The sequence below is a fragment of the Sphingomonas sp. CFBP9019 genome, from assembly GCF_034045155.1.
GTDB classification, from domain to species: Bacteria; Pseudomonadota; Alphaproteobacteria; order Sphingomonadales; family Sphingomonadaceae; genus Sphingomonas; species Sphingomonas aerolata.
On sequence record NZ_JAXCWK010000005.1, the window covers coordinates 116629 to 139763 of the forward strand.

Here is a 23135-nt window from a genome sequence, read left to right on the forward strand (position 1 = left end):
CATCGCCGGTCGGTCAGGATTCGTCACGGTTCGTCAGCAGGGCGGCGCTGCCCCCATATTCGGGTGTCCCGGTCAGGACACCGCGAAACCCTGTGAGCTGCGGCCCGACGCGGATCCCGCCGCTGTCGATCCGGAACTCGCGCAAGGTCCCCTCATGCGGACCCATGCGGCGTTTCAGGAACGACATCACCCGCCGGATCGCGCCATCCGCCTCGAAGAACCTGAGCAGCATCACCGAATCCGCAAGATAGGTCAGGTCGACCGGCGACTGCATCGTCCCGATCATCCCGGTCTGCGTCAGCACCAGCAGCCCCAGCACGCCCTGCTGGTTCAGATAGGTCACGACCTCGTGCATCTGCAGCAGCATGTGCTGCTCCTCGGGCATGGCGAGTTGATAACCCGACAGCGAATCGAGCACGACCACCGTCGCGCCGACCCGCTCGACCTGGTCGCGGATGATCCCGGTCAGCTCGCCCGGCGACAATTCGCCCGGATCGACCTGGCGGAAACACAGCCGCCCCGCCGCGACATGGTCGCTGAGGTCGAGGTCCATCCCCGCCGCGCGGCGCATGAACACGCGCTCGGTCTCGTCGAAGCTGACGAACAGCGCCTTTTCCCCGCGTTCGAGTGCGGCGAAGACATATTGCAGCGACAGCGTCGTCTTGCCCGATCCCGACGGCCCGATGATCAGCGTCGTCGTCCCGTAATCCAGCCCGCCGCCCGACAGCGTGTCGAGCTCGTCGATCCCGCTCGACGCCAGCCGGTCGACGAAACCCGTATCGGGATGCGCGACCGCGGTCAGCCGCGGAAAGATCTGCAGCCCGCCGCGCCGGATCACGAAGTCGTGGAAGCCGCCGCGAAACGCGCGCGCGCGCATCTTGTAGACGCGCAGCCGCCGCCGCTCGGATCCATAGGGCAGCGCGATCTGTTCGAGCCGGACGACGCCGTGCGCCAGGCTGTGCAGGCTGAGATCGTCCTCGGTCTGTGTCAGATCGTCGAGGAACAGCGCGGTGCAGCCGCGCTGCGCGAAATAATGCTTGAGCGCGAGCAGCTGCCGGCGGAACCGCAGCGGCCCCTGCGCGAGCAGGCGGATCTCGGACAGGCTGTCGAACACGATCCGCGTCGGCTCGACCTTGCTGACCGCCTCCATCACCATGTTGACTGTCTCGCCGAGTTCGAGATCGGACGAATAGACGATCGACTGTTCGCGATCGACATCGAGGCTGAGTTCGGGCGGCACCAGTTCGAAGATGTCGACCCCGGTCATGTCCCAGCCATGCGTCCTGGCGACATGGAGCAGCTCGTCGCGGCTTTCCGACAGCGTGATGTACAGGCACCGCTCGCCCGCATCGCGCCCGGCGAGCAGGAACTGCAGCCCGAGCGTCGTCTTGCCCGACCCCGGCTCGCCCTCGATCAGGTGGACGCGGTTATACGCATAGCCGCCGTCGAGGATATAGTTCAGCGGGTCGAGGCCGGTCGATACGACGCTCCCGTCGGAGGGTGATGACGGTTCTTGGCGCACGCGACATTTCTCCAGGCCAGTCCGGGCGCCGCGCCGGACCATGTCCGGTTCGAGAGCCCCGGCCCAACAACCCCCCGGCAACGCACAAGTTTCCGCTGCGGAATTTTTGCAAAAGTCACCGCGGTCCGGCCGCGTCGGCGGGGGGGCGGCGGGCTGGAGGACTGGGGGGCCTAAGCCCCCGCCCCCGTCCGCCGCACCACGCGTTCGAGGATCGCGAGCGGCATCGCCCCCTTCAGCAGCACCGAATGGAAGCCCTTCGGCGTGTACCCCGGCCGCGTCTTCGCCTCGTCGCGCAGGCGGGTCCAGACGGTGTGGCCGATTTTGTAGCTGCACGCCTGGCCGGGCCACACCGTGTAGCGGTCGATCTCGCCCTGGCTGCGGCCGCGCGCGATCCCCGTCGTCGCGATCAGGTAATCGGTCGCCTTTTCGCGGCTCCAGCGTTTCGCGTGCATCCCGCTGTCGACCACCAGCCGCGTCGCGCGGAACAGCAGCGACTGGAGATAGCCGACCTGCCCCAGCGGATCGCCCTCGTACATTCCCATCTCGTCGGCGAGCTGTTCGGCATAGAGCGCCCAGCCCTCCGAATAGCCGCTGAAGAAGCCGCGCCGGCGGATCAGCGGAATCTGCTCGCTCTCGAGCGCGAGGCTGACTTGGAGATGATGCCCCGGCACCGCCTCGTGATGCGTCAGCGTGGCGAGCCCGAATTTGGGCCGGTCGAACGTGTCGCGCAGGTTGATATAGTAGATCGCCGGTCGCGACCCGTCGAGCGAGGCGTTCTGGTAATAGCCGCCCGGTGCGCCCGCCTGAATCGTCGGCGGCACGCGGCGCACCTCGACCGGCGCCTTGGGCAGGCTCGCGAACGCCTCGGGCAGCCTTGCCTGCATCGCGACGATCTGCCGGTTGAGATGCGCGAGCAGCGCGTCACGGCCCGCATCGGTGTTGGGATAAAGCTGGTCGGGCCGCTTGTTGAGCGCCACCAGCCGCTCGCCGACGGTCCCTTGCGTCATCCCCTGCGTCTTCAGGATGCCGTCGATCCGCGCGCCGATCTCGGCGACCTGCGCGAGGCCCAGCCGGTGGATCTCGTCCCCGCTCATCGCCACCGTCGTCGCGGCCTCCGCCGCCGCGGCATAATAGGCGTCGCCATCGGGCAGCCGCCAGCACCCCGCATCGTGCACCGCCTTGGCGCGCAGCTCGGCGACCAGCGCACGCTGTCGCTCGAGCGCGGGGCGGACGTCGCGCTCGACGATCGCGGTCGCGCGCGCGACGCGGTCGTCGGGCAGCCCCGCGGCCTTCAGCTTGGTGGCGAAACTCGTCACCATCACGCTCTGCGCCGCCGCGCCCTCCATCGCGCTGCCCAGCTGCTTCAGCGTCGTGTCGAGGATATAATCGGGCGCGAACACGCCGCGCGCCGCGTCGCTGCGCTGCTGCTCGCTGCTGTCGTCGATCGCCTTGGGCAGCGCGGACAGCCGCTGCAGATACGCATCCGCCTCGCCCGCATCGCGCACCCGCGTCTGCGATTCGAGGAAATCGGGCACGTCGCGATACGGCCCGGTCAGCTGGCTCAGCACATAGGGCGCGAACCGCCCGAGGCTGCTGCCATAGGTGAACCGCTTCGCGCCCGCGACCGCGCGCGTCAGCTGATAGGTCACGATCTCGTGATCGAGCGCGGCGTCGCTCGACAGCCCGCTCGTCCCGAACGCGCGCAGCTCGGCGAGTTCCTTCGTCGCCTGCGCCAGTTCGCGCGCACGTCCCGCCGCCGACTGGTCGTCGAGCCGCGCCTTCAGGCCGCTGCGCGTCCCCGTGTCGAGCCCCAGCCGCGTCGCCTGTTCGGGCGAGTCGTCGAGCCGCGCATAGAAGAACCGGTCGAGCATCGTGCGCAGCGCCGCGTCGCGCGATCCCGCCGCGGCGGCCCCCTTCAGCGGGACCGCGCCGATGACGGACGCGGCAGCGGCACTCGTTAGAAACCGACGACGATGCATGGACTACTCCCCTGATTCGGGGAGGGTGTAGCATCCGGGCGGTCTCGATCCACCCCGGGCCCCATGCTATCTGGGACTTACGCGCTCAGACGGGCGAGACGCCGTCCGCATTGACCAGATCGTCACCGACCAGCGTGCCGACCAGCCGGACGCGCTTCTCGACCAGGTCGACCGGCGTGCGGTGGAGCTCGAGCTCATAGCGCCCGCCCATGTCGCGGCGGAGATAAAACGCACCACCGTCACGGATCAGCGTCCCCGTCTCGTCGATCTTGGTTCCGATGGTCGTCATGGCGCGCGGCCTCCTGCCAGCGGCGATACCGCAGGTGACGCGCGACGCAACCCCCGGCGGCGTCGGTCCGCCGCCAGAAGTGTCCCACGGGCCCAAGGGATACGGCAAGGGATACGACAGGCGGTCTGCACCGTTATACCCGCACGCGCGTCCTGCCGACGCGATCCTGGAACATCATGGCCCTCACCCCCCGTCTCTCCGGCAAGCTGGCGGCGCGCGCGCATCATTCGCCCGCCGCCGCCGGTTTCCTCCACCGCCTCGCACCGTTCTTCGCCGCCGATCAGGTCGTCGGCGGGCCGCTGCTCATCGCCACGATCGTCGCTTTGGTCTGCACCAACCTGCCGATCGCGCATGATTACCAGACGATGTGGGACAGCACGCTCGAAATCCGGCTCGGCAGCTTCCGCGCCGCGCACCCGCTTGCCGACTGGGTGAACGAGGCGCTGTTGCCGCTGTTCTTCCTGATCATCGGCGCGGAGGTGAAGCGCGAATTCACCAAGGGCGCGCTGTCGACCGTGCGCACCGCGATGTTCCCGCTTGCCGGTGCGATCGGCGGGATCCTCGTCCCCGTCGCGGTCTATCTCGCGTTCAACTACGGGACCGAGGCAGCGAGCGGCTGGGGCACCGTCATCACCTCCGACACCGCGTTCGCGCTCGCGATCATCGGCATGTTCGCGACCCGGCTGCCCGTGTCGATCCGCGCGGTGCTGCTGGCGTTCGCGGCGATCGACGATGTCGGCGGGCTGCTCGTCATCGCCGTCGCCTATACCGGCACCCTGGTCCTGCCGATGCTCGTCGTCGCGGCGGTCGCCTATGTCGCGATCTTCGTGCTGCTGCGGCTGAAGCTCGTCTCGCCCATCCCCTATGTGCTGCTCGGGCTGATCGTCTGGGCGGGCGTCTATGCCTCGGGCATCCATGCGACGATCGCCGGGGTGATGCTCGGGCTGTTGTCGCCAACCCAGTCACGGCTGTCCGAGCGCCGCTTCGCCGAGCGCGTCCAGGCCCCGATCGACCGCTTCAAGCAGGCGGTCGACGAGGCGGAGTCGGGCGACCCCGAGGACAATGAGGAAATCCAGCGCAAGGCGCAGCAACAGCTCGGCTATATCCAGGAAATGACCGAGGCGACCGACGAACCCGCCGAACGCCTCGTCCAGATGCTCAACCCCTGGGTGTCCTATGTCGTCCTGCCGCTGTTCGCGCTGTCGGCCGTGCGGATCCACTTCTCGTCGGACCTGCTCGCCGACGCCGCGGGATCGCTGCTCGGGATCGGCGTGTTCGCAGGCCTCGCGTTCGGCAAGCCGCTCGGCTTCGTCACCGCGACCTGGCTCGCGGTCAAGGCGGGCGCTGCCGAACTGCCCGACGCGGTCACCTGGCGGATGGTGCTCGCGATCGGCGCGCTGTCGGGGATCGGCTTCACCATCTCGCTGTTCATCGCCAATCTCGCCTTTCCCGATGCGCAGCGGACCGAGATGGCGTCGCTCGCGGTGCTTGCCGCGTCGCTCGCCTCGGGTGCGCTCGGCTATGTCCTGTTGCGCACCGCCGCGGCGCGGACCGAGGCCGGCTGACCACGGAACCTCCGCCGCCCACCGGGCGCTTCCATCTGGATCCCGCATGATGGAGGTATGACGATGACCGAAGCCTATTGGGGCGACACGACGCCGCCCGACATCGACTGGCGGATGAGCGCCGCGCTCGAAAACGTGCCCCGCGGCGACACCGACGTCGCCGAGGTGACCAGCCTGGAGACCGCGGTCCGCACCTGGACCACGCTCGATCCCGAGCATCAGCGCGCCGCGACGCTGACGCCCGAGCACGCGCTCCAGATCGGCCCCGAGGGCGCGGTCCGGCACTTCACCGGCGACGCGATTGCAGCGCTTGCCGCACTGCTCCCGACCGCCGGTCGCGCGGCCCCGGTCGACGACGACCCCGAAGCCGCCTGATCGCGTCGTTTCGGGGCCCGGACAGCGCCTGTCCGGCCCCGAAACCCGCGGAATTCCGCGGCCCGACGGGGGTCTCGACCACCCGACCGCCTCCCGACGCCCGATCCCGTATCTGGTGTCGAAACGGCCCCGACCACACCATCCCTAGGTGCAAGTCGGATAATTCGCGGCTCTTATCGAAATAAGTGCATAGCGGTATCCGGCCCGATCATGTAGATAAATGGCGTCACGCAGCGCCGCCCATCGGCGACGCCGGGCCCAGCTAGGACGGAGACGACATGCGCAGCAAATCGCACTCTGCCGCCGGGCGGACACCGGCCGACGCCACCCCGATTCGGGTGGCCGGTGCAGCAGCGCGAGACCGCGTACGTCCGACGCGAAAAGGGCGCCCCGGATCGCTCCGGAACGCCCCTGTCGTGCACTCGGCGCGCCCCCTCCGCTCGGGCGAGGGCGCCGCGCGGTTACTCGCTCTCTTCGAACGTCAGCGCGTTCGCGCCGGTCGCGCTCAGGCGGACCTTGTCACCCTCGATCTCGGCGACGAGGCCGAGCGAGATATAGTGATGCTTGGCGCCCTGCCCGTCCTGCGACTGCGGCGAATCATTCTTGGTCAGCTTGATGCGGTCGCCGTCGACATGATCGACGGTACCGACATGAACGCCGTCCGCGCCGATGACTTCAGCGTGTTCCTTGATCTGGGTTGCGTCGACCATTTTGCGTCTCCTGTGGTGGGTCCGGGTGCAGAACGCGCGTCTCGGGCATTGGTCGCATGACCTATGGCAGCGCCATCATGTTTGTCGTCGCGGCCCTGCTCGGGATCATCGGCGTCGCGATGCTGTTGCGGCTGCGCAGCCCCGATGTCAGCGACAAGCAGGTCTATGCCTTCCGGATGATCGGCATCATGCTCACCTCGGGCGCGATCGTGCTCGCGCTGTCGGCGGGCGCGATGTGGCAATGGACGCTCGAATCGTGAACACGCTCGTCCTGATCCTCGCGGTCGTCGGCATCTGCGCGGCGAACATGATCCTCGGCCGTCACTGGAGCCGGCTCGACCATAATCCCTGGTCGGGCGACTTTCGCGGCGAGACCTTCTGGGGTCCGACGCCCGGCTGGAACCCCGGCGCGCTCGACATCGGCAAGATCCGCCAGCGCGGCCGCGTGCTGATGATCGCCGCACCGATCGCGTCGCTGCTGTTCCTCGTCGTCGTCATCACCAGTTCAAGCCGTTTCTAGTTTCCTCAATTTCCCAAATTTGTCCCGGAGTATCCTATGTCCCTCCTCGAAGCCCGCAAGCAGTACAAGCCGTTCGAATACCCCTGGGCGTTCGAATTCTGGAAGCGCCAGCAGCAGCTCCACTGGCTTCCCGAGGAAGTGCCCCTGGGCGAGGATTGCCGCGACTGGGCGCAGAAGCTCAGCGATCACGAGCGCAACCTGCTGACGCAGATCTTCCGCTTTTTCACCCAGGCCGACGTCGAGGTGCAGGATTGCTACCACGAGAAGTACGGCCGCGTGTTCAAGCCGACCGAGATCAAGATGATGCTGGCCGCGTTCAGCAACATGGAGACGGTGCACATCGCCGCCTACAGCCATCTGCTCGACACGATCGGCATGCCCGAGAGCGAATATGGCGCCTTCCTCGAATATGCTGAGCTGAAGGACAAGCATGACTATATGCAGAGCTTCGGCGTCGACAATGACGAGGATATCGCGCGCACGCTCGCGATGTTCGGCGGCTTCACCGAGGGCGTCCAGCTGTTCGCCTCGTTCGCGATGCTGATGAACTTCCCGCGCTTCAACAAGATGAAGGGCATGGGCCAGATCGTCACCTGGTCGATCCGCGACGAGTCCTTGCACTGCGAGGGCATCATCAAGATGTTCCACACCTTCTGCGCCGAGCGTCAGTGCCTGACCAAGGCGGTCAAGGACGACATCGCCGACGTCTGCCAGACGACGATCCGCCTCGAGGACAATTTCATCGATCTCGCCTTCGAAATGGGTCCGGTCAACGGCATGACCCCCAAGGAGATCAAGAAGTATATCCGCTTCATCGCCGACTGGCGCATGACTCAGCTCGGCCTGAAGCCGATCTACATGATCGACGAGCACCCGCTCCCCTGGCTCGCCCCGATGCTCAACGGCGTCGAGCACGCCAACTTCTTCGAACAGCGCGCCACCGAATATTCGAAGGCCGCGACCAAGGGCCAGTGGAACGACGTCTGGGACAGCTTCGACAAGCGCCAGACCGCCAAGAAGGGCCCCGCCGCGAACGAGGACCTCGCCGACGGCGGCGACATGTTCTCGCTGGCGGGTGTTGCTGCGGAGTGACGCCACCGTCCCTGCCCGATTGGTTTCAGGGGATCGGAGCGCTGATAGCTATTCCGATTAGCCTGTGGGCAATTTGGCAGGGACGCAAAAACAAAGAGGCCATATCGCGTATCACGAATGTCCGCGGGGACGATCTCCGCGGATCATTTGGTTTTGGCGGCCGAGGTGGTGACGGACATTACGCCGGCGCCGGAGGATCCGGCGGCGATATCGTAAGCGGAACATTTCAGACCAAAGATTTACCAGACACTCTGGAGGTCAATGTCGGGCAGGGCGGAATTGGCGGCCAGCATGGCTCGAGCGGCCAAGATGGGGGAGATACACGAATCGATGCGCTTGGCCTTCAAGCTAAGGGTGGAAAGGGCGGTGAGGCCGGCGGCACACCCGCTGGCAGCTTCCAGAGCCTCGCTGACAATTCGTTCCTCACTGCGACATACTGTCGAAATTTTGCCTACAGTCCGCATCCCGACATTTTACTGCTCGCGTTTGGGTCGGAGTCGACCATTAATGGCAATCCGAGTGGGGCTGTCACAAGTACAATTGCTATACCGTGGGAATTGGCAAAGCAGTTGCGAGAACATCTAGTCACACTGATACCGCATCCTGATTTTACTCAGTGATGCACTTTAAGCAGCGTATGGTGATTTAGCGCAACTGATCCGAAAGGACCCGTTGATGGACATCGAAACGACCCGCTGGAGCCCTACCGTGCATCTCGACAGCGATGCAGCAGTGCTCGCCTATCTCGAAGCGGTCTTCGAAGACGGCGACCCGGCTCGATCGCTGCCGCACTTGCCGACGTGGCCCATGTCCGCGGCAATGTCGGTGCCGACCTCGATGATTAACCTCGTGCGCCTCGCAATTGCCGGCGACGATACGCTGGATCTCGTCTTTTCGGACGGCAGCGCGGCGCATTGGTCCGCGGCCGACCTTATCGCCCGCGTCACGGTCATGACGCGCCCGCTCGCCGACCCCGCCTATTTCGCCCGCGCCTTCATCGAAGGCGGCGCGCTCGCCTGGCCGAACGGCTTCGAACTGTCCGCGGACGCACTCCACCAGCGTCTGGCGGCCAAGGACCTGCTGATCCGCAACGCTGCCTGACGGGCGGCCAGTGGGGCACGCCTCGACTGATCCCGAAAGGGTCGTCATTTCCGCGAGGGCGGGAACCCAAACGGGCTGACCCGACTTCGTGATCGCCGCCGTGGACCCAGTGCCGTCACGTTACGACGGCCATAGCCCCGCTCAGCACCAAGGCGACCGCTTCCCCCCGCCATAACGCCGCGCGAGACCCTCGCGGACCAGCGTGTCGCCCAGCGACCGGCCGTCGCGCTGCACCAGCCGCAGCTTGCGCCCATATTTGTCGACGTCGCGCTTGATCCGCGTCAGCGTGAACGGCCCGGCATTGAGCAGCGCCTGCATCCGCAGCGTAGCGCGCTGGCCCGCGCGTGCCTCGGCCTTGCAGCGCGGCGGGTGCGTTTCGGGGGTGTCGATATCGGCGATGCGGATCTTGGTGCGGTTCATCCAGAAGGTGTCGCCATCGACCATGCAGTTGACCCGCTTGGCCCGGCCACAGATCGTGAAGCGCGCCGACACCGCCTTCCCCGCCCCCACCGCGCCAGCCCCAGACCCCGCAGAGCCGGCCCCGACGATCAGCCCGCCCGCCGCGCCCGCCGCCGCAGCCGCCGCGGTCGCGGCCGCGCTGCCGAGGCCCGTAGCGGACGGCGCGACGTCGGTGGCGGTGTCGCGCAGCCGCCCCCAGCCGCCCGGCACGTGGAGCTGCCCCGCGGGCCAGGTCACGCCGAACCCGGTCGGCCATTCGACCTTCAGACCCGGCGGGACGAGCGGCGACCAGTCGATCTTGCGCAAAGTCGGCACCATCAGCCCGATCAGCACACCGTAGAACACCAGGCGGAGCTGTAGCGCGAGACCCGGACCGCTCCGACGACGAGCGCCACCCGTCCCGCGATTGCCGCTCAGCAACCGCATAAAATCAAACACATACTCCATCGCCTTTCGCGCCTACGCGGCCACGAGTCGATGTCACTCGCCCGTCGACTCACATGCGGCGAAGCGAGTCGGAAATGCGCCAGAACGCATCGGGAACATCAGGAGGACGTCATGGCACCGCCCGACGCCTCTCCACGCGGCCCGGCCGATCCGCGCCGGACACAAAAAAGGGCGGGGTGCGATCGCTCGCACCCCGCCCGATTTCACGTACCTAAGCCAAGGCTCAGAAGTGCGTGACGATACCCAGCATCGGGCGGAAGCTCTGCGCGTCGCCGAAGGTGTTGACCTCGGCGCGGATGCGGAAGCCCGCGTTGCCGGTGATGCCCTTCAGGCCGATGCTCTGCGGACCGACTTCGGCGCCGATGCCGTAGGTGATCGCGCTATAGTCGCGGTTCGTGTTGGGAACCGTGTTCGACAGGCCCGAGAAATGGTCGAAGTTGACCCACTGGTAGCCGACCTTGCCGTAGATCAGGCCGCTGTCGCCAGCGCGGAAACCGAAACGGCCTGCTGCGCCATACTGCCAGTCGATGTTGCCATCGATGCCCTTGATCACGTTACCTTCTGCGCCGACGAAGACCGGGCCCAGCGGAACGTTGACGCCCAGGACGCCCTGAACGAGCGAACCCGAGGGCTTGTAGCCGCGACGCAGCGTGCCGTTGGCGTTCAGCGCCTGCGGGATGCCGTGGCCGGCTTCGTTGTCGAACTGCTCCCAACCGCCCATGACGCCGAAATACGGCTCGATCCCGAAGGCCTTCGAGCCGTCCGGTGCAGCGGCTTCGCCGGGCGCTGCGCTGTTGTCGGTGGGGGCAGGAGCCGACATGTCCTGCGCGAACGCCGGAGCGGCGAGGGCGGCTGCTGCGATGGCGACTGCGATGGAAAGCTTACGCATATTCGAATGACCTTCTTGTTTCGTTCTGGGTCCCGCCGCCCCGGACAACCCGTGGCGCGTGACACTCAGGCCCTCCAAACAGGTCGATGACGAAAATGTTGCACCGCCGTTCGTCGATTTCGGGAACAATCGCCGGCTGTGGCAAGATGGCAACGGTTTCTGACGGTCCGATGAACGAACAGGGGCGAAACCGCGGCCATCATGGCGGCTTCGTGGCTTTTCCCGGGCGTCGGCAAGACGCTACGGATACCCGGGTTTCAGCGGCTTAATGGCGTCTGGGCGCGCTGGTGACGGGCGCGCGCGGCGGCGGGATCACCGGGTCGACCGACGTGGATTCGATCCGCCAGAGATGCGCCTCGGCGCTCGCGGTCTCGATCCCGTCATTGACGCGGTGCAGCAGAACCATCCCGTCATCGGCAAAGCGCGTACCGTCGCGGAGCGTCCCCGACACCCGCACGGGAACCGAGATGTGCAACTGGCCCGCCCCGGCATCGACGCTGCCCGGCGCGGCGATGCTCGCGTCATAACGGGCATAGCGCGCGAAGCGGTTCGCAAACCCCGCCCGGTCGAGCGTCGAGGATTCGCCATCGCGACACCAGAGCGCGCGCGCCCCGACAAAGTCATGCGCCGCGATCCGCTGGTAATAGCGCCGGACCACCGCCGCCGCCGCCTCGGGCAGGGTCTCGGGCGCCGCCGCCGCGATCTTGGTGGTGCCGACGGGATGCCGGCCGGGGCGGCTGTCCGCCGCATAGCGCGCGATGTTCTGTTGCGCGCGCGCCGCCGCCGCGGTCACGTCGAGCTGCTGCTGCTTTGGGTCCGAGCAGCCGCCCAGGCCGCATCCCAGAAGGATCGGCATCACGCCGCCGGTTGCGATCACGATACGCACGCGCGCCTCCTACATCGAAGCGGAGACGCGCGTGTGGGAATCGCTGCCGCACGCGCGTCGGGGGATCGCAGGGATCAGGGCTTCAGCGCGACGTCGTCGGCATCGTCCAGCTCGTCATCGTCGATGCTGCCATCGTCGAGCTCGTCCTGGACATCGTCCTCGTCCATATCGTCCTCGTCCATCGTCACGGTCGAATCGGTCTGGCCGACCGCTTCCGAATCCATGTCGATGTCGTCGATCGGCTCGTCCTCGTCGTCGTCCGTGCCCAGATCGGGGCTCAGATCGGTGACGATCGCGCCGTCGACCGGGCCGCTGCGCGTCGCCTCGAGGATCTCGGCGCGCTGGCTCTCGTCATAGCCGTCCTCGTCATACCCGTCGTCGCCCGTGCCCATGCCGGGAACCTGATGTCCGCCCATGCTATCGCTCCTGCTCAGGCCGCGTCGTGCGGTCTCGCGTCAAGGAACGGCGGGCACGCGTGCCCGGTTCCGTCACTCCGCCGGTTTGACGACGATCGCAGGCCGGAACAGGCGGCCCCGTTCCGTCAGCGCGACGACTGCCAGCGCCGCGAGCCCCGCGAGCAGGAAGCCGAGCACCAGCGGCACCGTCGTCCGGTCGAACGCCTGGCCGATCACCGCGCCGATCACCGCGCCCGCGGTGACGCTGACGAACCCCTGCACGCTCGACGCGGTGCCAGCGATCCGCCCCATATTCTCCATCGCCATCGCCGAGAAATTCGACGTCGCCAGCCCGAAACAGCCAAGCGTCAGCGCCTGGAACACCGCAAAGCTGGTGAGCGATTCCCAGTTCGCCTCGATCGCGCCCAGATGCACCAGCGACACCAGGATCAGCCCCGACAGCGCGCAGTGGCTGATCAGCCGCGTGCCGAGCTTCATCACGATCCGCGAATTCATCAGATTGGCCGCCGCCATCGTCACCGAGGTGACCGCGAAGATCAGCGCGAGCAGGTCGGGCTTGGCGAACACGTCCGCCATGATCTGCTGGATCGAGTTGAGATAACCGTACAGCGACCCCATCAGCGCGGTCGCCGCCAGCGTATAGCCGAGCGACAGCCGGTCGCTGAGCGTCTGCCGCCAGTCCGACAGGATCCGCGCCGGCGTGATCGGCAGGACGTTCTCGGGCGCCAGCGTCTCGGGCATCCGGACCCAGAACCAGGCGAGCACGACCAGCGTCAGGCCTGCGATCACCCAGAAGATCGCGCGCCAGTCGCCGAACTGCAGCACGCTCCAGCCGAAGGTCGGCGCCAGGATCGGCACGATCATGAACACCATGAACGCGATCGACATCACCCGTGCCATCGCCCGCCCGTGATAACAGTCGCGCACCAGCGCGATCGTCGCGACCCGCGCCGCGGCGATCACCGCCCCGCCTGCGACCCGCGCGATCAGCAGCAATGTGAAGCTTCCCGCCAGCGCGCAGGCGACATTGGCGAGCGCGTACAGCCCCAGCGACCAGAGCAGCACGGTGCGGCGTCCGAACCGGTCGGCGAGCGGCCCGTGGACGAGCTGCGCGACGCCGAAGCCGATGACGAACGCGGTCACGATATATTGCCGGCTGTTCTCGCTCGCGATCCCCAGCGACTCGCCGATCGCGGGCAGCGCGGGCAGCATCGAATCGATCCCCAGCGCGGTCAGCGACATGAGGGCTGCGACCAGCGCCACGAACTCGACAAAGCCGATCGGCGCGCCGCGCATCGCGGGCGCGTCGGATACTGGGGTTTCTGCGGTCATGATGCGGCGCCCTACCGCGTTATCGCTACCTACGAAACCCGCTATCCACCGCGCCACAGCCACCAGGCGAAATCCCGCCAGGCGATTGGCACCGCGCGCCCGCGTCGCTATATCGGCGCTCCCCTATCCGGACATCCTTCCATGCTCGACAGCCCCGCCGCCCAGGTTCCCACACTCAGCCTCGACGATCAGGCGCACGACCCCGATGGCTTTGCCGCCGCGCTCGGCAACTCGTTCGAACGCTTCGGTTTTGCGATCGTCGCCGATCACGGCATCCCGACCGACCTGATCGATCAGGCCTGGGCCGAGACCAAGGCACTGTTCGAGCTGCCCGAGGACGAGAAGCGCGGCTATTTCGCCCCCGGCGGCGGCGGCGCGCGCGGCTACACCCCGTTCAAGACCGAGATCGCCAAGGACGCGAAAGTCGTCGACCTCAAGGAATTCTGGCATGTCGGCCGCGAGCTCCCCGCCGGCCACCGCTACGCGGCGCAGATGTCGCCCAACGTCTGGCCGACCCGGCCCGAGGGCTTCAAGCCGGTCTTCCTCGACCTGTTCAAGGCGTTCGACACCGCGGGCGACAAATTGCTCTCCGCGATCGCGCGTCACCTGAAGCTCGCGCCCGACTGGTTCGACCCCGCGGTCAAGGACGGCAACAGCGTCCTGCGCCTGCTCCACTACCCGCCGATCCCCGCCGATGCCGAGGGCGTCCGCGCCGGCGCGCATGAGGACATCAACCTCATCACCCTGCTGCTCGGTGCGGAAGAGGCGGGCCTCGAACTGCTCGACCGCGCGAACGGCCGCTGGCTGTCGATCAAGCCGCCCGAGGGCGCGATGGTCGTCAATGTCGGCGACATGCTCCAGCGGCTGACCAACCACGTCCTGCCCTCGACCACGCACCGCGTCGTCAACCCGCCGCCTGAGCGCCGCGGCCATTCGCGCTATTCGATGCCGTTCTTCCTGCATCCCGCGCCGGATTTCCTGATTCAGACGCTGCCGGCGACGATCACCGCGGAAAACCCCAACCGCTACCCCACCCCGATCACCGCGCACGACTATCTCTACGAACGCCTGGTAGAGATCGGCCTGATCAAGAAGTAACCGGCGCTCCTGTCCCCGCAAAGGCGGGGACAGACTGGGCTCCCGCCTTCGCGGGAGAACACGGAGAGCAAGTGTCCCCCAAAGCCTGTTTCCCCGCGAAGGCGGGGACCCAGTCTGCCCTCCGCCCTTGCGGAGGGCAAAGCCCCTCAATCGAACCCGTTCGCCAGAAACCGCTCCGCCACCGCGCAATGCACCGCGATCCCGTGTGCCATCACCCGCTCGTTGATCGTCATCTTCGTATTGTGCAGCGGCGGATTGGTCCGCGGGTCGCTCCCCTCGGGCGCCGCGCCGATGAACGCCATCGCCCCCGGCAGCTTCTGGAGCACATAGGAAAAGTCCTCCGCCCCCATCATCGGCGGCATCACCTGATACGCGCCCTCGCCGCCGATCGTCGTCGCCACCGCCTTGATCAGATCGGTCGCGCGCGGATCGTTCACGGTGACGGGATAACCCTGCTCGATCGTCGGCGTCCCGACCGCACCATGCGCCGCGGCGATCCCCTCGACCATCCGCACGAACGCCGCGCGCAGCTGTTCGCGCGTCCGCTCCGACAAAGTCCGCATCGTGCCGAGCATCTCGACGCTCGACGGAATGACGTTGTGCGCGCTCCCCGCATTCAGCTTGGTGATCGACAGCACCGCCGGATCGGTCACCGCCACCTGCCGCGCGACATAGGTCTGCAGCGCGGTGACGATCTCGCATGCGATCGGCAGCGGATCGAGGCAGTCGTGCGGCATCGCCGCATGCCCGCCGCGCCCGGTGATCGTCGCGCGCAGCGTGTCGGTCGACGCCATCAGCGTCCCCGACCGGCTGACGACATGCCCCATCGGCATGTTGGGCGAGATGTGCAGCGCGAACCCCGCCTCGGGCAGCGGCGCGTCGAGCAGCCCGTCGGCGATCATGTGCCGCGCGCCGTGATGCCCTTCCTCACCCGGCTGGAACATGAACACGACCGTCCCCGGCAGATCGTCCCGCCGCGCGCACAGCGCCTTGGCCGCCCCGACCAGCATCGCGGTATGCGAATCATGCCCGCACGCATGCATCGCCCCGTCGACCTTCGACGCGAACGGCAGTCCGGTCTCCTCCTGCATCGGCAGCGCATCCATGTCGCCGCGCAGCAGCACGGTCCGCCCATTGCCCCCCGCGGTGCCACCACCCCGCCCGCCACGCAGGATCGCGACGAAGCCCGTGGTGGACGTCCCCTCGCGGATCTCCAGCGGCAGCCCCGCCAGCGCCGCCTTCACCTTGTCCGAGGTACGCGGGCAGTGCAGCCCGACCTCGGGATCCGCATGGATCGCGCGCCGCAACTCGATCGCCGCATCGAGGCTCTCCTCACCGATCGCGGCCCAGTCGGTGGTGGATTCGAAATCGAGCGACATGATCGGGTACCTTTGCAAGACGTGGTGCACCGGCCCGGCCAACGCCCGGCCCGTGCCGATGCCGCCCTATACCACAGCACCCCACCCCCTCCACCACCCCGGCAAAGACCGGGGGAGGTGCAAGTGAGATCGGACCCGCCAGCCGCCACACCCCCCACCACCCCGGCGAAGGCCGGGGCCCAGTTGGGGCACGCCAGTGATGCGGGACGGCGCTCCGTTACCGCGACCTCCCCAACTGGACCCCGGCCTCCGCCGGGGTGGTATGCGGGAGATCACACGCCCCCGCTCTCCCCTTGCGTCCCCGCGAAGGCGGGGACCCAGTCTGGGCACCCGCCTTCGCGGGTGACCATGAGGGAGGACACGCCACCCCCCCACACCCCACCACCCCGGCGAAGGCCGGGGCCCAGTTGGGGGACGCCAGTGATGCAGGACGGCGCTCCGTTACCGCAACCTCCCCAACTGGACCCCGGCCTCCGCCGGGGAGGCGGCTTCGGGAACTGGGCAGCTTGGAAGGCTGGGCGGCTTCGCATGGTGGGGCTCTTCGGGTGCGACGACCGTCCGCCCCCCACCCCATCACCCCCGAAACAACCCCCCCAGCACCCCGCGCAGCACAGTCCCGACCAGACCGCCCCCCGACGCCCCGCCGCGCGACCGCGACCGGCTCCGGCTGGTCGTCCCGAACACCTGTTTCCCGATCTCGTTCGCCACCTGCCGCCCGATCGACGAGCTCGCCGCCCGCGTCGCGGACGACGCCATCTTCGCCCAGGGCGAATCCGCCGCCTCGCGCTCGGCCGCGCGCTCAACCCGCTCCGCCTCGCGCTCCGCCGCCCGGGCCTCCCGCGCCGCCTTCGCGTCGAGCTTCGCCTGCGCCACCGCCGCCTTCTCCGCCGCGGTCGTCGCCTTCGCCTCCGCTGCCGCCGCGCTCGCCGCCTCGGTCTTCGCCGCGAGCAGCTCCTCCGCCGACTCGCGATCCACCAGCGTGTCGTATTTCGCCCCGATCGCATCCGTCTCGATCATCACCGCGCGCTCGGCGGGCGTGATCGGCGCCACCCGCGACACCGGCGGCTTGATCAGCGTGCGCGTGACCGGCGTCGGCGACCCGTCCGCCTGCAACAGCGACACCAAGGCCTCGCCCACCTTCAGCTCGGTGATCGCGGTCGCGACATCGACCCCCGGATTCGCCCGGAACGTCTCCGCCGCCGATCGCACCGCGGCCTGGTCGCGCGGCGTGAACGCGCGCAGCGCATGCTGCACCCGGTTGCCGAGCTGCCCCGCGATCGTCTCGGGAATGTCGATCGGGTTCTGCGTGATGAAATACACGCCCACGCCCTTCGACCGGATCAGCCGCACGACCTGTGCGATCGTGTCGAGCAGCGCCTTGGGCGCGGCATCGAACAGCAGATGCGCCTCGTCGAAGAAGAAGCACAGCACCGGCTTGTCGGGATCGCCGATCTCGGGAAGCTGTTCGAACAGCTCGCTCATCAGCCACAGCAGGAACGTCGAATAGAGCTTCGGGCTCGCCATCAGCTTGTCCGCAGCGAGGATGTTGACCAGCCCCCGCCCCCGGTCGTCGACGCCGATAAAGTCGCGCAATTCGAGCGCGGGCTCGCCGAAGAAATGCTCCGCGCCCTGCGACCGCAACTGGAGCAGCGCACGCTGGATCGCACCGATCGACTGTTTCGACACGTTGCCGTACGTCGTCGTCAGCTCGTCCGCCCGCCCCGCGCATTCGCTCAGCATCGCCTGCAGATCGTCGAGATCGATCAGCAGCAGCCCTTCGGTGTCCGCGACATGGAAGGCGATCGTCAGCACCCCCTCCTGCACCTCGTTCAGGTCGAGCAGCCGCGCGAGCAGCACCGGCCCCATCTCGCTGATCGTCGTGCGGATCGGATGCCCCTGCTCGCCGAACAGGTCCCAGAACTGCACGGGCGTGTCCGCATAGGCCCAGCCGTCATCGCCGATCGCCCTGGCGCGCTCGGCAAAGATCGCATGCGTCTTCGCGGTCGGCGACCCCGCCATGGCGAGCCCCGACAGGTCGCCCTTCACGTCCGCGACGAAGCACGGCACGCCGTTTGCCGAAAACCCCTCGATGATCCCCTGCACGGTCACGGTCTTGCCCGTCCCCGTCGCGCCCGCGATCAGCCCGTGCCGGTTCGCGCGTCTGAGCTCGAGCGTCTGCCGCGTACCGTCCGCGCTCGCGCCGATGAAGATGCCGTCGCCCATGCTGCTATGTCCTCGCTGTCGATCCCGATCCTAACCCCGCGCCCCGCAAAGAAAAAGGACCGCCGCTCGGGTGAGCGACGGTCCTTCGGGACACGCGAGTGTCGGGTGGATTACTTGATCTTGACCGGCAGGAACTGCGCCGGCCCGCGCCCGCGCTTGACCTGCAACAGCACCTGCGGGCGCCCGGCGGCCTTGGCCGTCGTAACCGCACCCTGCAGCTCGGTTGCACTGCGCACCGGCGTGCCGTTGACCGAGATGATCACGTCGCCGCGCTTGAGCTTGCCGAACGCATCGCTCGTCTGCGCGACGGCGGCGATCACCACGCCCTGCGTGCCCGCCTCGACGCCGACCGCCTGCGCGATCGCCGGGGTCAGCGGCTGGACGCCGATCCCGAGCGCCGCACCCGCAGTGGGTGCCGCGCCGGTCGCTGCGTCATCGTCGTCGCCGTCGTCGGTGCCGAAGCCCTGCGCATCGCCGCCAAGCGTCGCCGCCAGCTTGTCCGCGCTCGGCCGCGGCACGACGACCACGTTCGCGCTCGTCGGCTTGCCGTTGCGCAGGATGTCGAGCCGCGCGGTCTGGCCGGGCTTCACGTTCGACACGAGATAGGACAGCGACTGGTCGACCGTGACGACCTGGCCGTTGACCTTGGTCACCACGTCGCCCGCGCGCACGCCGGCGCGCGCCGCGGGCCCGCCCGCGGTGACGTCATTGATCAGCTCGCCCTGGTTCTTGGCGATGCCGAGCGCCGCTGCGGTATCCTCGTCGATCGTGCCGCCACGGCCCAGCGTCACGCCGATATAGCCGCGCTCGATCGTGCCGCCCTTCATGAAGGTCGCGATGATCGGCTTGGCGGTCGCCGCGGGGATCGCGAAGCCGATGCCGATATTGCCGCCCGACTGGCTGAAGATCTGCGAATTCACGCCGATCACATTGCCGTTCAGGTCGAACATCGGCCCACCCGAATTGCCCTGGTTGATCGACGCGTCGGTCTGGATGAAGCGGTCATACGCGCCGCCCTGTCCGGTGACGCGGTTGATCGCCGAGATGATCCCCGCGGTCACCGTGCCGCCCAGCCCGAACGGCTCGCCGATCGCGACGACCCAGTCGCCGACGCGCGCGCCGTTCGAATCGCCGAACTTGACGAAGGGCAGGTTCGGCGCGTCGATCTTCAGCAGCGCCAGGTCCGATTCCTGGTCCTTGCCGATGACCTTGGCGACATATTCCTTCTTGTTGCTCAGCGTCACCGTGATCGAATCGACCGTCGCGCCCTGCGCGCCCGGCGAGATCACGTGGTTGTTGGTGACGACATAGCCGTCCGCCGAGATCAGGAAGCCCGAGCCGAGCGACGCGCCCTCGCGCTTGACCGGGGGGCCACCCTGCGGACCGCCGCCCATGCCGCCGAACAGCTCGCCGAACGGCGTACCCGCGAACGGATTGGCCTGCTGCTTCTGGACGATCGTCTGCTTGGTCGAGATGTTCACGACCGCGGGCTGGAGCCGCGCGACCATGTCGGCAAAGCTCATCGGCGCGCCGGGCTTGGGCACGACCGCCTGGATCGCGCCGGGTTCGTTCTGGGCGACCTGGCCGGTCCCCGAAGCGGTGCCGGGCTGGAGCGCGAGCGTCGCGGTCGCGCCGCCGAGCAGTAGAGCGCTGGTAATGGCGTAGGCGTAACGCACTGGATATTGTCCTCTCGTTTCATCGTCCGAAACCGGGGTTTCATCGCCGATTACGGCTGAACGACGCTTGAATATGAACGGGTGTTCAGAGCAAGCTCACGGGCTTTAACGCCCGCGGCCCTCGAATTCCCGCAGATAGCTGTTGTTCGGCGAAAGAATTATCGACGTCGATCCTTCGGGTGCCGGACCGCCATCTGCCCCGAACGTGTGCCGGTAGGACTGCATGGCCCGGTAGAAGTCGTAGAAGTCGGCATCCTTGCCAAAGCTCTCGGCATAGATCTTCGCCGAATCGGCATCCGCCTGCGCACGCACGATCTGCGCCTGCTTCTGGCCCTCGGCCCGGATCGTGATCGCCTCCTGCTGGCGTGCGCTCGACATGCGCTTGAGCGCGCTTTCGAGCGGCAGGCCGACGGGCAGGTTCGCCTGCTTGATCCGCACGTCGACGATCTCGACGCCATACTGGCTCGCCACGCGCTGCAACCCGGTCTGGATATTGTCCATCAGCTCGGACCGCTCGGGGCTGAGCAGTTCGACGAAGCGCCGCTTGCCCAGCTCGTTGCGCAGCGCCGAGCCCAGGATCGGGCGCAGCTGGTCGGGGATGCGTTCCTCGCTGCCGACCGCGTTGCGCATCTTGCGCGGGTCGACGACGCGGTAACGCGCATAGGCATCGACCTCGAGCCGCAGCTGGTCGGTCGACAGCACCAGCGTGTTGTCCAGCTCGATGTCCTGCACGCGCTTGTCGATCCACACGATGCGGTCGATGAACGGCACGCGCGCGATCAGCCCCGCGCCGGTCTGGCCGAAGGGCTGGCCGGGCGCATAGGCGTTGACCGTCCGGATCGGCTGGCCGAACCGCAGGATCACCGCCTGCTGCGTTTCCGGCACGATCGCAAAGCTCGCCGCGGCAAGGATCACGAGCACCAGCGCGATCGCGCCCGCGATCAGCGGGTTACGCCAGGTCAGGCCGTTCACTGGGCGGCTCCCGGCTGGGCGGCGGCGGCGGCGGCAGCGGGCGCGGGCGTCGCCGGCTGGGCGGCGCGCGGCGCGACCTCCGGATCGGCGAGCCGCTTGCCATTGCGCAACGGCAGATAGGGGACGACGCCGCCCGGGGTCTCGACGATCGTCTTGTCGCTCTTGGCCAATACCGCTTCCATGGTCTCGTAATACATCCGTCGACGCGTCACCTCGGGGGCGAGGCGATATTGCTCATAGACCTTGTCGAACGATGCGGCCTCGCCCTGCGCGCGCGCCACGACCTGCTGCGCATAGGAGCGCGACTGGTTGAGGTTGGCGATCGCTTCCTGCTGCGCCGCGGTCACCGCGTTGAAGTCCTCGACGATCTGCGCGGGCGCGGCGGCCTGCTTGATCGCGACGCCCTGGATGCGGACGCCCGACTTATAGTCGTTCAGGATCTGCTGGGTCAGCTCGGCGACGCGCTGTTCGATCACCGTGCGGCCCGTGCCGATCGCCTGCTCCAGCGTCGTCGTCGCGACCACCGCGCGCATCGCGCTCTCGGCCGCGGCGCGTACCGTGGTGTTCGGCTCGGCGAGCTGGAACACGTAATCGCGCGGATCGGCGATGTCCCAGCGCACCGAATAGGCCAGATCGATGATGTTCTGGTCGCCGGTCAGCGTCAGGTTCTCGCCGTCGCCGACGGGGAAATTGTCGGTGCGGATATTCTGCACGTCGACCACCTCGACATGCGCGATCGGCGCGGGCGGGGTCAGGCGGATGCCCGGGTCGAGCGTGCCGGCATATTTGCCGAAATAGGTGACCACGCCGCGCTGCTGCGGCCCGATCTGGTGGAACGAGGTGAACAGCAGCCACAGCACGACGATCACCGCGACCGCGATCGCCCACAGCGCGCGCGCATTGGCGCCTGTCGGCAGGCCGCCGAAGCCGCCGCCGCTGCTGCCGCCGCCGCCACCGCCGCCCGAGACCCGCGCCTTTTTCAGGAATTCGTCGAGCGCGCTCGGCTTGCCGGTCGGCTTGCGACCGCCGGGGGGCAGCGCCCAGGGATTGCGGGGGCCGCCGCCCTCGCCGGCATTGTCGTCACCCGAGCCGCCCCAGGGGCCCTTTGGCGTTTCGACGGCGAGAATGGGGGGACGCCGGAGCCAGCGCGTAAAGATCGTCATCCAACCTTTATAGGTGTGCCATCGCGGAAAAACAGTGCCAAGCGCCCGCCACGGGCCTATCTGGCGGCGATGATCGACATTGAAGCGGTAAAGGCGGCGATTGCCGCAGTGGCGGGCACGCGCGCCACGGTGCGACTCGAAGGAACGCGGCTCGGCGTGGTCGTCGACGCGACCGGGCTCGACCCGAAGGCGCGCGACGCGCTCGAGGCGACGGTGAAGATGGCCGCGACCGCGCCGGGCGTCGGCGAGGTGCGCGTGGTCATGACCGCCGAACGCACCACCCGCCGGCTGATCGCGGTCGCCAGCGGCAAGGGCGGGGTCGGCAAGTCGACGCTGTCCGCCAACCTCGCCATCGCGCTGTCCAGGGCCGGGCGCCGCGTCGGCCTCGTCGACGCGGACATCTACGGCCCGTCGCAGCCGCGGCTGATGGGGGTCGAGGGCACCCGCCCGACCGCCAAGGACAAGGTGCTCGACCCCGTCCCCACCCCCTACGGCGTCCCCCTCCTGTCGATGGGCCAGCTCGTCGATCCCGGCCGCGCGCTCGCCTGGCGCGGGCCGATGGCGGCGGGCGCGCTCGGCCAGCTGGTCGAGGCGGACTGGGGCGCGACCGACACGCTCGTGCTCGACCTGCCCCCCGGCACCGGCGACGTCCAGCTGACGATGGTCCAGAAATACCGTCCCGCGGGCGCGATCATCGTCTCGACCCCGCAGGATCTCGCGCTGATCGACGCGCGCCGCGCGATCGACCTGTTCGAGAAAGCCGGGATCCCGATCATCGGGCTGGTCGAGAATATGGCGGGTTATGTCTGCCCGCATTGCGGCGAAAGCTCGGACCCGTTCGGCAACGGCGGCGCCGAAGCCGCCGCGCGTGAGCTCGGCATCGCGTTCCTCGGCCGCGTGCCGCTGACGCTGTCGATCCGCACCGCCTCCGACGCGGGAACGCCCCCCGCGGCCGAGCCCGACGACGTGATCTTCGGCGCCCTCGCCGCTCAGGTCGTCGCATGGATTGGAAAAATGTGAAACGTTTTGGGGCCCGCGCCGT

Annotated in this window: 22 protein-coding genes; 8 read left to right on the top strand and 14 right to left on the bottom strand. The window is 68.0% G+C overall.

The features are described from left to right. Positions 1 to 13: 13 nt before the first annotated feature. From SOM18_RS15615 to SOM18_RS15625, 3 genes are all read right to left on the bottom strand, one after another. Positions 14 to 1522, bottom strand: a complete 1509-nt coding sequence (locus SOM18_RS15615) for an ATPase domain-containing protein (RefSeq protein WP_320481950.1) — start codon at positions 1520 to 1522, stop codon at positions 14 to 16. 170 nt (positions 1523 to 1692) lie between these two features. Further along, on the bottom strand, positions 1693 to 3501 hold the full coding sequence (locus SOM18_RS15620) for a DUF885 domain-containing protein (protein ID WP_320481951.1): 1809 nt from the start codon (positions 3499 to 3501) through the stop codon (positions 1693 to 1695). 85 nt (positions 3502 to 3586) lie between these two features. Continuing rightward, positions 3587 to 3790, bottom strand: coding sequence for a DUF5818 domain-containing protein (locus SOM18_RS15625; protein WP_031440577.1), 204 nt, complete (start codon positions 3788 to 3790; stop codon positions 3587 to 3589). Between the two features lie 176 nt (positions 3791 to 3966). On the opposite strand from SOM18_RS15625, the gene nhaA reads away from it, so the two are divergent. Together nhaA and SOM18_RS15635 are read left to right on the top strand one after the other, a co-directional pair. Further along, on the top strand, positions 3967 to 5355 hold the full coding sequence (gene nhaA, locus SOM18_RS15630) for a Na+/H+ antiporter NhaA (RefSeq protein ID WP_031440578.1): 1389 nt from the start codon (positions 3967 to 3969) through the stop codon (positions 5353 to 5355). A gap of 57 nt (positions 5356 to 5412) precedes the next feature. Continuing rightward, a complete protein-coding gene (locus tag SOM18_RS15635; protein ID WP_236559246.1) occupies positions 5413 to 5730 on the top strand; it encodes a hypothetical protein in 318 nt (105 codons plus the stop codon). 461 nt (positions 5731 to 6191) lie between these two features. Here SOM18_RS15635 and SOM18_RS15640 read toward each other — a convergent pair whose 3' ends face one another. Further along, positions 6192 to 6440 carry a DUF2171 domain-containing protein gene (locus tag SOM18_RS15640; protein ID WP_031396615.1) on the bottom strand — a complete coding sequence of 83 codons (249 nt, stop codon included), beginning with the start codon at positions 6438 to 6440 and terminating at the stop codon, positions 6192 to 6194. Between the two features lie 56 nt (positions 6441 to 6496). On the opposite strand from SOM18_RS15640, the gene SOM18_RS15645 reads away from it, so the two are divergent. From SOM18_RS15645 to SOM18_RS15660, 4 genes are all read left to right on the top strand, one after another. Beyond that, positions 6497 to 6700 carry a hypothetical protein gene (locus tag SOM18_RS15645; RefSeq protein WP_031396614.1) on the top strand — a complete coding sequence of 68 codons (204 nt, stop codon included), beginning with the start codon at positions 6497 to 6499 and terminating at the stop codon, positions 6698 to 6700. Next, complete coding sequence (locus tag SOM18_RS15650; protein ID WP_031396613.1) at positions 6697 to 6960, top strand: hypothetical protein; 264 nt, start codon at positions 6697 to 6699, stop codon at positions 6958 to 6960. The genes SOM18_RS15645 and SOM18_RS15650 overlap by 4 nt, the downstream gene beginning before the upstream one ends. Before the next feature lie 36 nt (positions 6961 to 6996). Further along, positions 6997 to 8052: a ribonucleotide-diphosphate reductase subunit beta gene (locus tag SOM18_RS15655; protein ID WP_056409090.1), complete on the top strand. Its 1056-nt coding sequence runs from the start codon at positions 6997 to 6999 to the stop codon at positions 8050 to 8052. A gap of 675 nt (positions 8053 to 8727) precedes the next feature. After that, positions 8728 to 9153, top strand: a complete 426-nt coding sequence (locus SOM18_RS15660) for a DUF2442 domain-containing protein (RefSeq protein WP_052380913.1) — start codon at positions 8728 to 8730, stop codon at positions 9151 to 9153. Between the two features lie 141 nt (positions 9154 to 9294). On the opposite strand, the gene SOM18_RS15665 is transcribed toward SOM18_RS15660, so the two are convergent. The 5 genes from SOM18_RS15665 to SOM18_RS15685 all read right to left on the bottom strand — a co-directional run bounded on the left by SOM18_RS15665 (position 9295) and on the right by SOM18_RS15685 (position 13582). After that, entirely contained in the window at positions 9295 to 10050 is a 756-nt protein-coding gene (locus SOM18_RS15665) for a thermonuclease family protein (RefSeq protein ID WP_320481952.1), read from the bottom strand. Between the two features lie 232 nt (positions 10051 to 10282). After that, positions 10283 to 10948: an outer membrane protein gene (locus tag SOM18_RS15670; RefSeq protein ID WP_031394478.1), complete on the bottom strand. Its 666-nt coding sequence runs from the start codon at positions 10946 to 10948 to the stop codon at positions 10283 to 10285. A 265-nt stretch (positions 10949 to 11213) separates the two neighbouring features. Beyond that, positions 11214 to 11834, bottom strand: a complete 621-nt coding sequence (locus tag SOM18_RS15675) for a hypothetical protein (protein WP_320481953.1) — start codon at positions 11832 to 11834, stop codon at positions 11214 to 11216. A gap of 74 nt (positions 11835 to 11908) precedes the next feature. Beyond that, positions 11909 to 12250, bottom strand: coding sequence for a hypothetical protein (locus SOM18_RS15680; RefSeq protein ID WP_031439852.1), 342 nt, complete (start codon positions 12248 to 12250; stop codon positions 11909 to 11911). Positions 12251 to 12322: 72 nt separating this feature from the next. Next, positions 12323 to 13582 carry a multidrug effflux MFS transporter gene (locus SOM18_RS15685; RefSeq protein WP_031439851.1) on the bottom strand — a complete coding sequence of 420 codons (1260 nt, stop codon included), beginning with the start codon at positions 13580 to 13582 and terminating at the stop codon, positions 12323 to 12325. A gap of 141 nt (positions 13583 to 13723) precedes the next feature. Between SOM18_RS15685 and SOM18_RS15690 the strand changes: the two genes are divergently transcribed. Next, positions 13724 to 14680, top strand: a complete 957-nt coding sequence (locus tag SOM18_RS15690; protein WP_031439850.1) for an isopenicillin N synthase family dioxygenase — start codon at positions 13724 to 13726, stop codon at positions 14678 to 14680. Positions 14681 to 14826: 146 nt separating this feature from the next. On the opposite strand, the gene SOM18_RS15695 is transcribed toward SOM18_RS15690, so the two are convergent. The 5 genes from SOM18_RS15695 to SOM18_RS15715 all read right to left on the bottom strand — a co-directional run bounded on the left by SOM18_RS15695 (position 14827) and on the right by SOM18_RS15715 (position 22093). After that, positions 14827 to 16059, bottom strand: coding sequence for a M20 metallopeptidase family protein (locus SOM18_RS15695; protein ID WP_031439849.1), 1233 nt, complete (start codon positions 16057 to 16059; stop codon positions 14827 to 14829). A gap of 573 nt (positions 16060 to 16632) precedes the next feature. Next, complete coding sequence (locus SOM18_RS15700; protein ID WP_320481954.1) at positions 16633 to 18282, bottom strand: helicase HerA-like domain-containing protein; 1650 nt, start codon at positions 18280 to 18282, stop codon at positions 16633 to 16635. A gap of 110 nt (positions 18283 to 18392) precedes the next feature. Further along, positions 18393 to 19958 (bottom strand): Do family serine endopeptidase, encoded by a 1566-nt coding sequence (locus tag SOM18_RS15705; protein WP_031439387.1) that lies wholly within the window; start codon positions 19956 to 19958, stop codon positions 18393 to 18395. A gap of 105 nt (positions 19959 to 20063) precedes the next feature. Continuing rightward, positions 20064 to 20930: a protease modulator HflC gene (gene hflC, locus SOM18_RS15710; RefSeq protein ID WP_031395778.1), complete on the bottom strand. Its 867-nt coding sequence runs from the start codon at positions 20928 to 20930 to the stop codon at positions 20064 to 20066. Then, positions 20927 to 22093 (bottom strand): protease modulator HflK, encoded by a 1167-nt coding sequence (locus tag SOM18_RS15715; protein ID WP_320481955.1) that lies wholly within the window; start codon positions 22091 to 22093, stop codon positions 20927 to 20929. The genes hflC and SOM18_RS15715 overlap by 4 nt, the downstream gene beginning before the upstream one ends. Positions 22094 to 22162: 69 nt before the next feature. On the opposite strand from SOM18_RS15715, the gene SOM18_RS15720 reads away from it, so the two are divergent. Further along, complete coding sequence (locus SOM18_RS15720) at positions 22163 to 23113, top strand: Mrp/NBP35 family ATP-binding protein (RefSeq protein ID WP_320481956.1); 951 nt, start codon at positions 22163 to 22165, stop codon at positions 23111 to 23113. Positions 23114 to 23135 lie beyond the last annotated feature (22 nt).

Excerpts from the sequence above, each read along its gene's own strand:
- SOM18_RS15620 (WP_320481951.1), bottom strand. The coding sequence starts at position 3,501 with ATGCATCGTCGTCGGTTTCTAACGAGTGCCGCTGCCGCGTCCGTCATC.
- SOM18_RS15625 (WP_031440577.1), bottom strand. The coding sequence starts at position 3,790 with ATGACGACCATCGGAACCAAGATCGACGAGACGGGGACGCTGATCCGT.
- nhaA (WP_031440578.1), top strand. The coding sequence starts at position 3,967 with ATGGCCCTCACCCCCCGTCTCTCCGGCAAGCTGGCGGCGCGCGCGCAT.
- SOM18_RS15635 (WP_236559246.1), top strand. The coding sequence starts at position 5,413 with ATGACGATGACCGAAGCCTATTGGGGCGACACGACGCCGCCCGACATC.
- SOM18_RS15640 (WP_031396615.1), bottom strand. The coding sequence starts at position 6,440 with ATGGTCGACGCAACCCAGATCAAGGAACACGCTGAAGTCATCGGCGCG.
- SOM18_RS15645 (WP_031396614.1), top strand. The coding sequence starts at position 6,497 with ATGACCTATGGCAGCGCCATCATGTTTGTCGTCGCGGCCCTGCTCGGG.
- SOM18_RS15655 (WP_056409090.1), top strand. The coding sequence starts at position 6,997 with ATGTCCCTCCTCGAAGCCCGCAAGCAGTACAAGCCGTTCGAATACCCC.
- SOM18_RS15660 (WP_052380913.1), top strand. The coding sequence starts at position 8,728 with ATGGACATCGAAACGACCCGCTGGAGCCCTACCGTGCATCTCGACAGC.
- SOM18_RS15670 (WP_031394478.1), bottom strand. The coding sequence starts at position 10,948 with ATGCGTAAGCTTTCCATCGCAGTCGCCATCGCAGCAGCCGCCCTCGCC.
- SOM18_RS15680 (WP_031439852.1), bottom strand. The coding sequence starts at position 12,250 with ATGGGCGGACATCAGGTTCCCGGCATGGGCACGGGCGACGACGGGTAT.
- SOM18_RS15685 (WP_031439851.1), bottom strand. The coding sequence starts at position 13,582 with ATGACCGCAGAAACCCCAGTATCCGACGCGCCCGCGATGCGCGGCGCG.
- SOM18_RS15690 (WP_031439850.1), top strand. The coding sequence starts at position 13,724 with ATGCTCGACAGCCCCGCCGCCCAGGTTCCCACACTCAGCCTCGACGAT.
- SOM18_RS15695 (WP_031439849.1), bottom strand. The coding sequence starts at position 16,059 with ATGTCGCTCGATTTCGAATCCACCACCGACTGGGCCGCGATCGGTGAG.
- SOM18_RS15700 (WP_320481954.1), bottom strand. The coding sequence starts at position 18,282 with ATGGGCGACGGCATCTTCATCGGCGCGAGCGCGGACGGTACGCGGCAG.
- SOM18_RS15715 (WP_320481955.1), bottom strand. The coding sequence starts at position 22,093 with ATGACGATCTTTACGCGCTGGCTCCGGCGTCCCCCCATTCTCGCCGTC.
- SOM18_RS15720 (WP_320481956.1), top strand. The coding sequence starts at position 22,163 with ATGATCGACATTGAAGCGGTAAAGGCGGCGATTGCCGCAGTGGCGGGC.